Source organism: Dehalobacter sp. (assembly GCF_030063005.1).
Lineage (GTDB): Bacteria > Bacillota > Desulfitobacteriia > Desulfitobacteriales > Syntrophobotulaceae > Dehalobacter > Dehalobacter restrictus.
The window spans coordinates 1-14,667 of sequence record NZ_JAPDHR010000027.1 but is presented as its reverse complement, the minus strand read 5'-3'; the positions used below and the strand labels follow the sequence as shown (position 1 = coordinate 14,667).

The 14,667-nt window shown below is 48.2% G+C and carries 17 protein-coding genes; all 17 read left to right on the top strand.

All coding sequences use genetic code 11. The features are described from left to right. Positions 1 to 4 precede the first annotated feature (4 nt). The 17 genes from ftsW (at position 5) to OKX56_RS15035 (ending at position 14,345) form a co-directional block, all read left to right on the top strand. Positions 5 to 1,120, top strand: coding sequence for a putative lipid II flippase FtsW (gene ftsW / locus OKX56_RS08575; protein ID WP_019226182.1), 1,116 nt, complete (start codon positions 5 to 7; stop codon positions 1,118 to 1,120). Further along, positions 1,121 to 2,230: an undecaprenyldiphospho-muramoylpentapeptide beta-N-acetylglucosaminyltransferase gene (gene murG / locus OKX56_RS08570; RefSeq protein WP_019226183.1), complete on the top strand. Its 1,110-nt coding sequence runs from the start codon at positions 1,121 to 1,123 to the stop codon at positions 2,228 to 2,230. Between the two features lie 65 nt (positions 2,231 to 2,295). Then, positions 2,296 to 3,171 (top strand): UDP-N-acetylmuramate dehydrogenase, encoded by an 876-nt coding sequence (murB, locus tag OKX56_RS08565; RefSeq protein WP_025206026.1) that lies wholly within the window; start codon positions 2,296 to 2,298, stop codon positions 3,169 to 3,171. Between the two features lie 21 nt (positions 3,172 to 3,192). After that, complete coding sequence (gene murA / locus OKX56_RS08560) at positions 3,193 to 4,455, top strand: UDP-N-acetylglucosamine 1-carboxyvinyltransferase (protein ID WP_019226185.1); 1,263 nt, start codon at positions 3,193 to 3,195, stop codon at positions 4,453 to 4,455. 61 nt (positions 4,456 to 4,516) lie between these two features. Next, positions 4,517 to 5,242 (top strand): cell division protein FtsQ/DivIB, encoded by a 726-nt coding sequence (locus OKX56_RS08555; protein ID WP_019226186.1) that lies wholly within the window; start codon positions 4,517 to 4,519, stop codon positions 5,240 to 5,242. 13 nt (positions 5,243 to 5,255) lie between these two features. Beyond that, on the top strand, positions 5,256 to 5,600 hold the full coding sequence (locus OKX56_RS08550; RefSeq protein WP_019226187.1) for a small basic family protein: 345 nt from the start codon (positions 5,256 to 5,258) through the stop codon (positions 5,598 to 5,600). 152 nt (positions 5,601 to 5,752) lie between these two features. After that, positions 5,753 to 6,817 (top strand): cell division protein FtsZ, encoded by a 1,065-nt coding sequence (gene ftsZ, locus OKX56_RS08545; protein WP_019226188.1) that lies wholly within the window; start codon positions 5,753 to 5,755, stop codon positions 6,815 to 6,817. A gap of 340 nt (positions 6,818 to 7,157) precedes the next feature. Continuing rightward, on the top strand, positions 7,158 to 7,610 hold the full coding sequence (locus OKX56_RS08540) for a peptidoglycan-binding domain-containing protein (protein WP_019226189.1): 453 nt from the start codon (positions 7,158 to 7,160) through the stop codon (positions 7,608 to 7,610). A gap of 312 nt (positions 7,611 to 7,922) precedes the next feature. Next, positions 7,923 to 8,816 carry a sigma-E processing peptidase SpoIIGA gene (locus OKX56_RS08535; RefSeq protein WP_019226190.1) on the top strand — a complete coding sequence of 298 codons (894 nt, stop codon included), beginning with the start codon at positions 7,923 to 7,925 and terminating at the stop codon, positions 8,814 to 8,816. A gap of 32 nt (positions 8,817 to 8,848) precedes the next feature. Beyond that, positions 8,849 to 9,553 carry an RNA polymerase sporulation sigma factor SigE gene (gene sigE / locus OKX56_RS08530; protein WP_051008283.1) on the top strand — a complete coding sequence of 235 codons (705 nt, stop codon included), beginning with the start codon at positions 8,849 to 8,851 and terminating at the stop codon, positions 9,551 to 9,553. Positions 9,554 to 9,633: 80 nt separating this feature from the next. Further along, positions 9,634 to 10,407 carry an RNA polymerase sporulation sigma factor SigG gene (gene sigG, locus OKX56_RS08525; protein ID WP_019226192.1) on the top strand — a complete coding sequence of 258 codons (774 nt, stop codon included), beginning with the start codon at positions 9,634 to 9,636 and terminating at the stop codon, positions 10,405 to 10,407. A gap of 69 nt (positions 10,408 to 10,476) precedes the next feature. Beyond that, a complete protein-coding gene (locus OKX56_RS08520; RefSeq protein WP_019226193.1) occupies positions 10,477 to 10,734 on the top strand; it encodes a YlmC/YmxH family sporulation protein in 258 nt (85 codons plus the stop codon). A gap of 87 nt (positions 10,735 to 10,821) precedes the next feature. After that, on the top strand, positions 10,822 to 11,622 hold the full coding sequence (gene pgeF / locus OKX56_RS08515) for a peptidoglycan editing factor PgeF (RefSeq protein WP_019226194.1): 801 nt from the start codon (positions 10,822 to 10,824) through the stop codon (positions 11,620 to 11,622). Between the two features lie 24 nt (positions 11,623 to 11,646). Then, positions 11,647 to 12,618 (top strand): efflux RND transporter periplasmic adaptor subunit, encoded by a 972-nt coding sequence (locus OKX56_RS08510; RefSeq protein WP_019226195.1) that lies wholly within the window; start codon positions 11,647 to 11,649, stop codon positions 12,616 to 12,618. 120 nt (positions 12,619 to 12,738) lie between these two features. Further along, positions 12,739 to 13,428, top strand: coding sequence for a YggS family pyridoxal phosphate-dependent enzyme (locus OKX56_RS08505; protein ID WP_019226196.1), 690 nt, complete (start codon positions 12,739 to 12,741; stop codon positions 13,426 to 13,428). 49 nt (positions 13,429 to 13,477) lie between these two features. Further along, entirely contained in the window at positions 13,478 to 14,005 is a 528-nt protein-coding gene (locus OKX56_RS08500; protein ID WP_019226197.1) for a cell division protein SepF, read from the top strand. Beyond that, complete coding sequence (locus OKX56_RS15035) at positions 13,956 to 14,345, top strand: YggT family protein (protein WP_502851079.1); 390 nt, start codon at positions 13,956 to 13,958, stop codon at positions 14,343 to 14,345. The genes OKX56_RS08500 and OKX56_RS15035 overlap by 50 nt, the downstream gene beginning before the upstream one ends. Positions 14,346 to 14,667: the final 322 nt, after the last annotated feature.

The window sequence follows — 14,667 nt, the reverse complement described above, 5'->3', positions numbered from 1 at the left end:
CTATGTGATCCGAAAATTTCTAAAGGTCGACCCGGTTCTGCTAGGCGTGATTCTTATCCTGCTGCTGATCGGGATCATCATGACCTATAGTTCCAGTGCTGTGAAAGGCTACCTGTACTATGAGGATCCTTATCATTATTTCAAAGCGGATCTGCTGTGGGTGGCTCTGGGGCTTGCAGCCATGGGTGTCGCCGTTATGATCGATATCGCGTTTCTGCATAAGTGGGCGAAACCTATTTTATACACAGCTTTGGTTCTGCTGATCCTGGTTAAGATCCCGGGAATCGGCAGGACAGTGAATGGTGCAACCCGCTGGATTGGACTTGGTCCGATGTCCATCCAGCCTTCCGAAGTGGCGAAACTGGCCATGGTGCTGACCATGGCGAGGTTCCTTACCGTGAATCCTTATCAAATCAAGTCATTCCGTAAGGGCATCATCCCTTCCCTGGCTTTGCTGGGTGTGGTCTGTGCCCTGATTATGCTGCAGCCTGATCTCGGCACAACGCTGGTAATTGCCGCTACTGTTTTCTTTATGCTTCTGGCCGCAGGGGCCAGAATGTGGCACATGGCAGGCCTTGGTCTGGCCGGGCTGGCGATGGTGGTTGCCGCGATTGCAGCTGCTCCGTACAGAATGCGCAGGATCTTTGCTTTCCTTGATCCATGGGCTGATCCTTCAGGTAAGGGCTATCAGACTATTCAGTCGCTCCTGGCTCTCGGGCCTGGCGGATTATTCGGACTGGGACTCGGTCAAAGCAGACAAAAATTTCTTTATCTGCCTGAGAACCATACAGACTTTATTTTTGCCATGGTTGGAGAAGAGCTTGGTTTTGTCGGTGCCTCACTCGTTGTTCTGCTCTTTTTCCTTTTCATCTGGCGCGGCTTCCGGACAGCCATGCTGGCGCCGGAACCATTTCTTGGTTTGATGGCCGTGGGTTTGACATCCCTGATCGGGATCCAGGCAATGGTCAATATGGGTGTGGTATCGGGCGTTTTGCCGGTAACGGGAATCACCCTGCCATTCCTAAGCTATGGGGGTACATCACTTTTATTTACAATGATCGGAGCCGGGCTGCTCTTGAATATTTCTGCGGCTGCGGGCAGATCTGAGGAGGTCTTTTAATTGCGGGTTATTGTAACCGGAGGCGGCACAGGCGGGCATATCTATCCTGCAATGGCAATCGCCAAAGCGCTGCAGGAGCGACTGAATGATATCCGTGTCCTGTACGTTGGAACAAGAAGCGGCATGGAAGCGAAGCTGATTCCGGAAAACGGTCTCGAATTCCGCGGGATATCCGGTCAAGGGATGCCGCGGCAGTTAAGCGCCGAAATACTGAAAGCAGCCGGCACGAACGTTCGGGCCTTATGGGAAACGAAAAGGATCTTGAAAGAATTCAGTCCGGATCTGGTTGTAGGGACCGGCGGCTATGTATCCGGCCCGGTGGTACTTACAGCAGCCTTTTTTGGTATCCCGACCGTTTTACACGAACAGAACGCTTTTCCGGGCAAGACCAATAAAATATTGGCCAGAATGGTCAAATGTATTTTGTTGACATTTTCGGAAAGTGAAAAATATTTTAGGGTTAAAGACAAGCTTAAGGTTGTCGGCCTGCCGGTCAGGGAAGAAATCGGCAAGATTGACCGCAAAGCCGGAGCTAAGGCCTTTGGTCTTGATCCCGGCAAGAGAACAATCTTGGTCACCGGCGGTAGCAGAGGTGCACTGAGCATCAATCAGGCGCTGACCGGACTCCTGCCAAAGCTGGCCGAATACCCGGATGTCCAGCTGATCTGGGCAACCGGGACAGCGACGCATGATACGGTTTTACATGAGCTTGAAACGCGTAACATCAACTGGCAAAGAGAGCAATGGAGAATCTTAGCCTACGTTGAGCATATGCCTGAAGCTCTGGCCTGCTCCGATTTGTGCATCTGCCGGGCTGGGGCATCCACGCTGGCAGAAATCTCGGCTGCAGGGAAGACCGGTATCCTGATCCCGTACCCGTATGCAGCTGAAAATCACCAGGAATATAACGCCAGGGCTTTTGAAAATAAGGGAGCAGCCTGTGTTATTTTAGATAAGGAACTGAATGCGGAGATTTTGTGGGACAATGTTCAAAAAGTGCTGTTGAATTCGTTTAAACTGGAAGAAATGGCCGCGCGGGCCAGGGAGGTATTTGCGCCTGGAGCTTTGGACCGCATTATCAATCTCTGCCTGCAGAATGCCTGGAGATAAACTTCTTTAACACTGCAAGCCGGATCAGCATACGATATGCTGTAAGGAAAAGGGAAAGGAATATCATGTACTTACCGAACATAAAGGGTAGGATTGAAAAAGATTATCCTTTAAAAAAGCTGAATACCTGGAGGATCGGCGGTATGACCGAACTTGCTGTCTGGCCCCGGGACACTGAGGAACTGGTCTCCGTGATTGATGGGTGCAGGAAGAATAACATACCGTTTCTGCTTCTGGGCCGGGGTTCAAATGTATTGCTGCCGGATCACGGATTCAAGGGCGTGGTGATTGTTGTTACAGCCATGGACAGCATTCGCTGGCATGGTGAAGAAGTCACGGCCGAAGCAGGTTATCCTCTGATGCGTCTGGCCCGGGAGGCAGGAGAGAGCGGCCTTAGCGGGCTCGAGTTTGCCTGCGGGATACCAGGGACACTCGGCGCAGCAGCAGCCATTAATGCAGGTGCTTATGGCGGAAAAATTGGTGATTTGGTTAAGAAAGTTAGTGTATTGACGGCCGAGGGAAAAATTGAAATTATACCGAAGAACCAGATTGCTTTTGGGTATCGCAGCAGTTCCCTTTTAGAAAAGGAATGCATTGTCCTGGAATGTACGCTGTCCCTCCATCCAGGGGATCAGGCCGTGATCCAGGCTCAGATGCAGGGTCTTATGGCTAAAAGGAAAGAACATCAGCCGCTGGAGTATCCCAATGCAGGAAGTGTATTCCGCAATCCTGTCGGAGACTCCGCGGGAAGGCTGATCGAGCAGGCAGGGTGGAAAGGACGCCGCCTTGGGGATGCTCAGGTATCTGAGAAACATACCAATTTCATTGTGAACAGAGGGAACGCCTCATCCACTGACATTTTAACGCTTATTCAGGTAATTCAAACAGATGTGTCCGAAAAATTTGATATTCAGCTCGAAACAGAAATACGCGTCATTTAATTGGCTAAAGGGGGAGGAGACATGACGATGGATCGTTATGTCATTACGGGAAAACAAAGACTTGAGGGAAGTATTCGGACCAGCGGAGCAAAAAACGCATCACTGCCGCTCATGGCAGCCGCCATTCTGGCCGATGGAAAAACAGGACTGCAAGGAATTCCTCATCTCACAGATATCCTTTGTATGGGCGAAGTTCTGAAAAGCCTTGGCTGTAAAACACAATTCAGCTCAAATGAACTGACCATTGATTCCTCTTCACTGAATGACTGCATTGTCGATGAAGCGTTAATGCGGAAAATGCGGGCATCCAACTTGATTTTAGGCCCGATGCTCGCACGAAACGGAAGGGTAAAAATATCCAGACCGGGCGGCTGTGCGATTGGGACACGTCCGATGGATCAACATATTAAAGGATTGCAGGAGCTCGGCGTACGTGTTGAAGAGAGACATGGATACATAGAGGCCACAGCGGGGAAACTCAGGGGCGGAGATGTCTATCTGGATATCCCGAGTGTCGGGGCTACGGAAAATATCATGATGGCTGCGGTTCTAACCGAAGGCACAACCATCATCCGCAATGCGGCCAGAGAACCGGAAATTGTTGACCTGCAAAATCTACTGAATAAAATGGGAGCCAGGATCAGAGGGGCTGGGACTCACGTCCTGCGCATCGACGGCGTTGCGAAACTTAAGAGTACGGAACACACCGTTATCCCTGATAGGATAGAAGCCGGCACGCATATGGTCGCTGCTGTCATGACAGGCGGGGATATCCTGGTGGAAAACGTGATTCCCGAACATATCAGCCCCATTATTGCCAAACTGCGCCAGGGGGGGGCTGAAGTGACTCCTTATGGAGACAGCGTCAGGGTACGCCAAAAAGGACAGTTTAAAGCGCTCGAAATTAAAACGCTGGTCTACCCAGGATTCCCGACCGACATGCAGCCGCAGTTCCTGGCACTGTTAACGATTGCTGACGGAACAAGTATTGTTTCCGAGACGATTTTCGAAAACCGCTTCCAGCATGTCGCTGAGTTGAGACGGATGGGTGCCAGAATCACCGTCGAGGGAAGAACCGCAATTATTAACGGCCGGCCCAACCTCGAAGGTGCGTTTGTGGAAGCAACTGATTTGCGCGCTGGAGCAGCTCTCTTTTTGGCAGCTTTGGCTGCTGAAGAGGGTACGGTTCTGGAGAGAATCGATCATATTGACCGGGGTTATGAAGATCTTAAGGAAAAATACAGGGCTTTGGGAGCAAAAATACAGCGGGTTGTCAAACAATAGTGTTGCACCTTGCCAGGCGGATAATGTAAAATAGATAAAACGAGAGCAGGAGAGGAAGATTTTGGCTCAAACCAGATCAAATACATTTTGGATCTACGCAGCGGCTTTGATCTGTCTCATTGCTGTAGGATTTTATATGTTTTCCAAATCAGATTTTTTTAACGTGAAGGAAGTCAGGACAGAAGGATTAAGCAATGTCACCGCGAATGAAGTATTACAGCTTTTGGGAACAGTAAAGGGTGAGAATATTTTTTTGACCGATAGCGAAGCCCTGGCGATGAAGGTCAAGCTGCACCCGCTGATTGATCAGGTGCAGGTAAAAAAAGAACTACCGGCAACGCTGGTGGTCAAAGTACAGGAACGTGTTCCGGTCGCAATGATCTTAACTGGTGACGGGGTTGTCGTCGTGGATCTTCATGGCGTCATTCTGAAGTTTTATGATTCCTGGCCCGCGGAAGACAACCCAGTGCTGACCGGAATCGAAGTCCCTGAAACAATCGGGCCTGGGCAAAAGATTAACAATGTGAATCTGAACAAAGCCCTTCTTTTGCTGGGACAAGCCCCTGCGGAACTTCTGCCGCTGATTGGAGAGGTTCACAGTACAACGGACGGGCAAATAAGCCTTTATATGACCTCCGGCATTGAAGTGAAAATAGGATTTGACGCCGAGTTTACAGAAAAGCTGAAGCTGCTTCAGGAATTGTTAAACAGTGAAGAATACAAAACAGTTGAAAAAGCAATTAAATATATCGATTTAACTGCAGGGAAACCTGTTTTAGGAAGATAGCGAGGGATAGATCATGTGGCTGCTGCCGGTTTTCGGATTAATTATTGGACTGTTCATTGGGTTTGTAAGTCCGTTTAGTATTCCGGTTGATTATACCAAATACTTTTCAGTGGCGATTTTAGGTGCACTGGACTCAGTCATGGGCGGCATAAGATCCTATCAGGAAGATCATTTCGACAGCACGATCTTCCTCAGCGGTTTTATTGTCAATATCATTATGGCCAGCTTGCTGGCATTTATCGGGGACAGAATAGGCGTAGACCTGTATCTTGCTGCCGTGGTGGCCTTTGGCACCAGATTATTCCAAAACATCAGTATTGTTCGCCGACATATCATTAATAGATATCATAAAACCTGATTGGAATCAAAAAAATTTAAATATTATGACGGAAAAAGAGGAGTAATAGTTTCTCATCTCGAACTCATATAGTTGGGTTGACGATTAACCGTTTGCATCGGAAAAACATAACCAATAGATGAGGACTAGAATAAGGAGAGGCAGGGGAAAAGATGCTCGAATTCATTAGTGATGAGATGCAGTTTGCACGGATCAAGGTAATAGGAGTCGGCGGCGGCGGAAACAATGCCGTAAACAGAATGATTTCCGTTGGTCTTAAAGGAGTAGAGTTCATCGGGCTGAATACAGATGCTCAGGCGCTTCAAATGTCCAGAGCAGCTGAAAAAATACAAATCGGCATTAAACTCACCAAAGGACTCGGTGCAGGAGCTAATCCGGAGATCGGTCACAGTGCGGCCGAAGAGAGCCGCGACGAGATTGCCAAAGCGCTGCTCGGTGCCGATATGGTTTTCGTTGCCGCCGGTATGGGCGGGGGCACAGGAACGGGAGCTGCACCCGTTGTTGCCGAGATCGCCAGGGAAATTGGAGCCTTGACAGTCGGCGTTGTTACAAGGCCTTTCTCGTTCGAGGGACGCAAAAGAGCCATGCAGGCTGAAAGAGGAATCCTTGAACTGAAGGAAAAGGTTGATACGCTGATTACCATTCCAAATGACAGACTCTTGCAGGTTGTCGATAAACATACGACGGTCCAGGAAGCCTTCAGCATTGCAGATGACGTACTGCTGCAAGGCGTACAGGGAATTTCCAACCTGATCACTATTCCGGGACTTATCAATCTTGACTTTGCCGATGTCAAGACCATCATGTCCGATACCGGTTCGGCACTGATGGGTATTGGACAGGCTTCCGGAGAAAACAGAGCGGTCGATGCCGCCCGCAAGGCGATTTCGAGTCCGCTGCTTGAAACCTCGATTGAAGGCGCGAAGGGTGTTCTGCTGAATATCACCGGCGGTCCAAGCCTGACCCTGCTTGAAGTCAACGAAGCTTCCGAGATTGTCGGTGAAGCAGCCGATCAGGAGGCCAACATTATCTTCGGTGCAGTCATTGATGAAAACCTAAAAGATGATGTCCGGGTAACGGTCATCGCCACAGGCTTTGACCAGCGGTCCAGCTTTGTCAAAAAAGTAAAGAACCCACAGGAAACAGCCAAGATGGATGACTTCAATCCATTCAAGGATCACGTGGATATCCCGAATTTCCTGAAGTATAAAAGATAAACACCGACTTTTAATCATAAAAGTTGGTCTATTTAATGCTGAAGGCGTCTCAAATAAGGCGTCTTTTTTGCTATCCTCATTAACTCAGAAAACTGCCGAAAGACTGATCAGGCTCTTAAAAGAAAACGACTCCGGAAGAATACCGGCACAACATAGCAAATTACAGATACCCACTCACCACCGCCAGGCCTGTCCCAGAATCTGAGGCGCCTCAGATTCTGGGACAGGCCTTTTTCACATAGTCACCCTAAGAAAACATAAGATGGTGGTAAGCTTATAAAAACGATAATGCCCAGAACTTACTAGAAAATATAAGGATAATTACGAGGGGGTAGCTTCAATGAGCCTTCGGTTAACTAGAACTCTCAAGCTAGAGATGCGTGGCAATGACGTCAGACAGCTGCAAATTGCACTGATCGAACTGGGTTATAATCCGGGGAATCCGGATGGTATCTTTGGTCCCCGTACCCAATCAACAGTAATGGCCTTTCAGCAAAATAACGGGCTGGTACGGGACGGAATTGTAGGTCCGGCAACTATAGCAGCTTTGAACAGGACCCTTACTGAACCTGCTTTTCTCAAAGTCGGTTCCCGAGGTCCGGAAGTTGCTACACTGCAGTCAATCCTTAAAGAACTCGGCTATGACCCAGGAATGGATGATGGAGTATTCGGGCCTAAGACCAGGGAAGCTGTGATTGCTTTCCAAAGAAATTATGGACTTACCCAAGATGGGATTGCGGGACCTCAGACTTTTACAGCTTTAGATCAGGTAATCCGCCGCAAGACGACGTAATTTCCACAAACGTTAATATTTAACGAACTACCACCAATATGCTGGTGGTTAATTTAGCGACCACATACATTGAATCCCAGAGGTTTGGCACGTCAGCGAGGATTAGAGCGAGCAGCTGCGAGAACGTGCAAGCGGGGTGCTTTGGGCAAGGCTGATACCCCGGAAAAGAAAAAATAACCAAATATCCCCCATAATCTGTATTCCCTTAGCCAAAAAAATCGCATCCCAAGCCCACGTAAAGCGACAGGATTTCTCTCTGTGCAGAGGTATAATTTGTTAATGAAATGACTTCGCGCAGAAAGGATTTCGGGTATGGTCTACCTGGATATTATTCTGTTCATCAATGGGGCTATGGATGCTTTTTTGTTGGTTTTTACGGCCCATCTGCTTCGAAAAAAGATTCAGGTTCGAAATCTACTGGGAGCAGTTCTTCTTGGCGAGCTGCCAATTGTATTCATCATCTTTGGTCCCTCGTGGGTCATCGCTGTTTCCAGAATCCTGATTCCTGTCGGCATGGTCGCAGTAGCTTTGAAAACCAGAACAATCCTTGACCTGGCTAAAGGACTCCTGTATTTCAGCCTTCTGGCATCCTTAAGCGCCGGAATCTATTATGCGCTGGCGGGTTGGCTTGGGCTGGAAGGCACAGGGCTGGCTTTAAAGGATTTATGGGTCCTGCCTGTGATTGCCCTGATTCTGACCGCAGGCTGCCGGGTCTGGGAGAGAATCCAAAAAACGACGTTATTTCTCGATAATGTATGCTACGAGGTTGAGCTGTCTTTTGAAAATGGACGGCAGGCACAGATTAAGGCACTGCTGGATACCGGAAACGAACTGCGGGATCCGCTGACCGGGACACCTGTGATGGTTGTGGAAGAAAAAGCTGTGGCCCAGGCCCTGCCGGAAGGAATTCAAAGGTTTCTGCTTATGCCCTGGCGGGAAAGTGCCAACCCCTGGACTTATATCTGGAATAGTGAAGACCCCTGTATACAAAAAATGGTGTTTATTTCCGCCAGGGGAATCAATGGCCAGACCTGGCTGCCGGGAATCCGGCTCGGATCTGTTAAGATCCGTCAGGGGGAAAAGGTATGGGAACATGCCGTTACCGCCGCCTTGGTCCCGCATGGTCTGAACTCGGAAGGTAAATTTGTGGCCCTGCTGCATCCGGAACATATTCAAAAGCCAGTTGGCAAGGAGGAGATCGCCTGATGAACCGCATCAAACAGTACTATAGGGTAGTTATGTCAGCATTTAAGAGAAAATTAATTTTTTTGTTCCTGAAACTGCATCGGGTAAGGGAGGTCTTTTATGTCGGCAGCAGCGAAGCCCTGCCGCCCCCGCTGCGACTGGAAGAAGAGGAATATCTGATCACGAGACTCGAGCATGGGGACCTTTCGGTGAAAGATATGTTGATCGAGCGCAACCTAAGACTGGTTGTTTATATCTCCCGCAAATTTGAGAACACGGGAATCGGTATCGAGGATTTGGTCTCGATCGGGACGATCGGTTTGATTAAAGCGGTCAATACCTTTGATCCCGCCAAGAAAATCAAGCTGGCCACTTACGCTTCCCGCTGTATTGAAAATGAAATTCTGATGTATCTGCGCAGAAATAATAAAATAAGGACAGAGGTTTCTTTCGATGAACCTCTGAATATCGACTGGGACGGCAATGAGCTGCTTCTGTCCGATGTACTGGGAACCGAGAACGATATCATCTCGCGCCCGATTGAAGAGGAAGTCGACAGGCAGCTGCTGGACCTCGCAATGGGCAGTCTAAGTGAGCGGGAAAAACTGATCATGGAGCTTAGATTCGGCATGGGCGGATGCGAAGAAAAGACGCAAAAGGAGGTGGCTGACCGCCTCGGGATCTCGCAATCATACATATCCAGACTCGAAAAGCGCATCATACGCAGGCTGCGGAAAGAATTTGTCCGGTTGGAATGACGATTTGGAATAACTTGTCTGCTGTCAGGGCATACTCTCCAGAGAATAACCATGAAAAACCACATCTGGAGGGTATTTTAATGGTCTTAAACAAGGTTGAGATCTGCGGAGTGAATACGTCCAAACTGCCCGTCTTAAGTGGTGCCAAGATGAAAGAACTGTTTTTGAAATTTCAGGCCGGGGACAAGTCGGCTCGCGAACAACTAGTCCGGGGAAACCTTCGCCTGGTGCTCAGCGTGATTCAGCGGTTCAGCAATAGAGGGGAGCATGTGGACGACCTTTTTCAGGTAGGCTGTATCGGCTTGATGAAGGCGATCGACAATTTTGATCTTGGTCAGAACGTCAAGTTTTCTACCTACGCTGTCCCAATGATTATCGGGGAGATACGGCGCTATTTAAGGGATAACAATCCGATCAGAGTCAGCAGATCTTTACGGGATATCGCCTATAAAGCCCTACAGGTTCGGGATAAGCTGGCGTCCGAGTGCTCGCGGGAGCCGACAATCAATGAGATTGCCGAGAAACTGGAAATCTCTCACGAAGATGTTATTTTTGCGCTCGATGCGATCCAGGAACCTGTGTCGCTTTTTGAACCGATCTATCATGACGGTGGCGATCCGATTTTTGTCATGGATCAGATCGGTGATGACAAACAGTCGGACAAACTTTGGTTGGAATCACTTTCGATCAAGGAAGGTATGGGCAAACTCGGAGAAAGGGAAAAGAAGATTATTTCACTGCGCTTCTTCCAGGGTAAAACCCAGATGGAAGTGGCCGAAGAAATTGGGATATCCCAGGCCCAGGTTTCCCGCCTGGAAAAGGCAGCTCTGAAGTATATGCGCAAGCATGTCTAAATTCAATTCAAATATGTCATGATTGCAACCCCTCCTCATATGATAGTAAGTGAGAGGAGGGGCTTTGCCATGAGAGTCTCTGAATTGAGGGTACTCGATATTATCAATATAGAGGACGGGCGGCGCTTAGGGCCGGTCATCGACCTTGATCTGGATTTGGAAAAAGGAATTGTGAAAGGCATCGTTATCATGGCTTCCTCCCGGGCGAAAGGCTTCTTTGGCAGTGGGAAGGCGGGCGACGTATTTGTTCCTTGGGAAAAAGTGATCAAGATCGGTATTGATGTAATCCTGGTCGACGGCAGGGATTTAATCAATATCAACTATTAAAAATTGTAAAAGAGCTGTATTCAAAGGTTTTTTTCGATATAATAGATAGAGATGATTTAAGGTTTGACTGCAATGAGGTATAATCATATGGCATGGGAAAGACAAACGGTCGGCGGGCTGGCTTACCTGAAAATTCCTAAATGGTCCCTTCACGGAGTAACCGCCGTGTTCTCGACCAGGGACGGGGGCGTCGGCAGCCCGCCTTATTCCTCTTTGAATCTGGCTTTGCATGTCGGTGATACGATTGATGATGTTTTACATAATAGACGGATATTTCTGGCCGGAATAGGGCGTTCACCAGAAGACTGTGTCACCGCTGAACAGGTTCACGGCACTGCTGTACGGTTTGTAACAGAAAAAGACCGGGGCAGGGGTATGCAGGATTTGGTATCGGCGCTGCCATCCTGCGATGGAATGCTTACAGCGCAGGATGTAGGGTTGCTAACTTTTTATGCGGATTGTGTGCCTGTCTTCTTTTTTCATCCGCGCAGCAGAATCATCGGGCTTGCGCATGCCGGCTGGAGAGGAACGGCAGCTAATATCGTCCAAGAGATGGTGAACAGGATGATTCAAGTTGGAGCTGATGCGGAAGAATGTTTGGCCGCGATCGGCCCCTGCATCGGACCGTGCTGTTATGTCGTTGGAGATTCCGTCGCTTCAATATTTCGAGAAAAATGGAACGAACCTTCCGTGCTTTCGGAAACGGAACCGGGTGAGTACAGTCTGGATTTACAGGAAGCAAACCGTCAGTTGTTGATCTCCGCCGGAATTCGTGCAGAGAATATATCGACCGCTCAAATGTGCACATCTTGTCATGCCGGGGAATTCTTTTCTTACAGGAGAGAAGGGATAACCGGCAGGATGGCCGCTTATATCGGATTCTCATAAGTACTGTTTGTAAGAGGAATGATGATGGCTAAAAAAACCAGAAAAAGATTTAATGTATTTTTTATGATATTGGTTTTGTCTATAATCGGCCTATTCCTTTGGGATTACCGGTCATCGTGGATTGCCGGCTCACTTTCGTTTGAGACTGTTCATCAGGGCCTTGTACAACACGAAAAAACAGTGAAGGCCGTATTTGCCAATACGGAAACCGTACTGACGGCGCCGGCTGAAGGAACCGTTGTACTGGTTGGCGCGGAAGGAAGAAGATTTAAAAAGGGTGAATCAGTAGCCCGCGTGATCCCTGCCGGAGTAGGACATGAGCAATCTGACTCAGGGATATGGATAAGCGCACCGGTTTCGGGCCTGTTTTATTCGCAGCGGGACGGGCTGGAACAGATCATGACATCGGAAAATCTGATGAATATGGATCTGGACAGATTATTGGCCCAGACGCAAAATGACGGGACAGAAACGAAGCAGACAGAGACTGCCCAGGGGAACGGTCAATCTGCGGATAACAGTCAGAATACCACGGTCAGTCTGCATTCCCCGATCGGCAAGATGGTGAACAACCTTTATCCGAGCTGGGTATTTGTGTATCTGGGGATCCAGGATTCCCTGGCTATTGGAGATGTTGTTGAGTTTGTGATTGATGACGAAGAATGCTATGGTACGGTCATGAAACTTTCGGCGCAGCCCGGAGGAGCAGTGATCCGTTTTAGTCAATATGTTCAAGGGACAACGGAGAACAGGATACGCGAAATTATCTGGAGATTTCGGTCCCCGACCAAGGGTTCGGTCGTTCCTGCCAGTGCCTTGTGCACCTCCGGTGAGGAAAAAGGAGTCTATGTCCTGGAGGATGGCGTGATCCGCTACCAGAGTGTCATCGTCAAGGACAGCAACGAGAATTTAGTCTGTGTCGAAGGTCTTCCAGAAGGCGTTCGGGTTGTCGTTAACCCGGTAGAGGGCATTGAAGGCATGTATGTAAAGTCTTGATTTAAAAAAGTTTTAAAAAAGTCAACAAATCCAAGCCATTTCTTGCATAAAAAGCAGGGAAATCAAGGAAAATGTAGAACATATAAATGATCATACGCCAACAAAGGCGGCAGGAGTACAATGAGTATAGTCAATAACATTTCGGAAGTACAGCAAAAAATCGCGGCAGCTGCTGCGAGAGCAGGCCGCAGCCCGAAAGATATCGCACTTCTGGCCGTATCCAAGACAGTACCTGAAGACAGGATCATGGAAGCATACAGGGCAGGCTTAAGGGCTTTCGGGGAAAATAAAGTACAGGAGTGGCAGACCAAGCATCTCTTGCTGCCGCAGGATTGCCAGTGGCATATCATTGGCCACCTGCAGACGAATAAGGTAAAATACCTAGACGACAGCATCGCGCTCATTCATTCGCTGGATCGCTTTGCTCTGTTGGAGAAGCTGAATCTGGAAGGGGAAAAACGCCAGATCAGATGGAAGACGCTTGTCCAGGTCAATGTTGCGAGGGATGAGGCCAAAGCCGGTCTCGAGATCGAAGAAATTCAGGACTTTATGGATAGCGTGCACGATTTCCCCTATGTGACTGTTCACGGACTAATGACGATTGGGGCCCTTAATGCCGGACCCGAAGAAACAAGAGGGTATTTCCGGAAACTCAGGGAGATCAGAGATGATTTACTGACGAAAGGTGCCGGAGGGCCTGATGGTCTTCCCCACTTGTCGATGGGGATGAGCCAGGATTATGAAACTGCGGTCGAAGAGGGCACTACGATTGTCCGGGTCGGAAGCACGATTTTTGGACACAGGAATTAATATATTTTAAATAAAACTTATAGAAAAATTAAAATCATGGAGGATGAAAATGGCAAAGATACTTGACAAATTTATAGGTATTATGGGTTTTGGGGACGATGAGGACGATTTCGAACCTGAAGAATTAGAAGAAGAGTATTCCGGAAGAGCAGAAAAGTCCAGAAACAGCAGTTTCAGAGATAATGCGCTCAGAGAACCTGCTCCGAGCGAATCCTTCAGCAGGGAAACATACAAAGACAATGCCCTGAAAAGAAAACAGGCTTCTGTGGTCAGCATTCACACCCAAAAGCAGGTAAGGGTCATCGTCGTAGAGCCGGTCTCTTTCGAGGAAGCCCAGGGAATTGCCGAACACCTTAAAGCCCGCAAATCAGTTATTCTGAACCTGGAACGGACCGACGGTCATTTGTCCCAGCGAATCGTTGATTTTATCAGCGGTACGACCTATGCTTTAGGTGGGAATATGCAGAAGGTTGGCAATGGTATTTTTCTGTTTGTCCCAAATAATGTGGATATTAGCGGCGAGCTGAATTACAAAACGACCGAGCGGGATATCCTCTGGCCTAAAACCAACAATTAACCGAAGGCATTCATCCACAGGCATTAATCTTGGGGGGGTAATCAGAATTACGATTCTTTATTGGAGTTACGCAATTATCGACAAGGTCCTTCTGATCTTGGAATGGCTTGTAATCATACGCTGTATTTTATCCTGGATACCTCATTCGCCAAGTAATCAATTTATTCGGATCATTTACGATATCACTGAACCACTTTTGAGGCCTTTTCGAAAAATACGGCTTGGTAACCAGGCAATGATGGTGGATTTTGCCCCGTTTTTTGCTGTCCTGGCCATCGTACTGATCAAAAGTGTGATTCTTGCGCCGCTTTATGCGCTTATTGCCAGGCTCATTATTTAGAACGGAAGAAGCGTCCAGCAAATGAAGTGAGATATTGAATATCACAAATAGAAAACTCGTCCTGAGACGAGTTTTCCGTATTCTCAACCGAATGCCATGTCATCCATGACGTATTCGACACCGTGAAGGCCATTTAAACGCCTTTACACTTCCTGTACCGTCGCGGGGTTTGACTTCATATGGTAAAATAATTCTAGGGAAACACTGATTAAATCGCCCCCCGGACAAAAAAATGGTAAAATTAAAGAAAACAGTAACAGGTGGTAAAAATGGGGCAACAAACCTTTTCGGATATAGAATACTCAAACCGACGGAAGAAAAC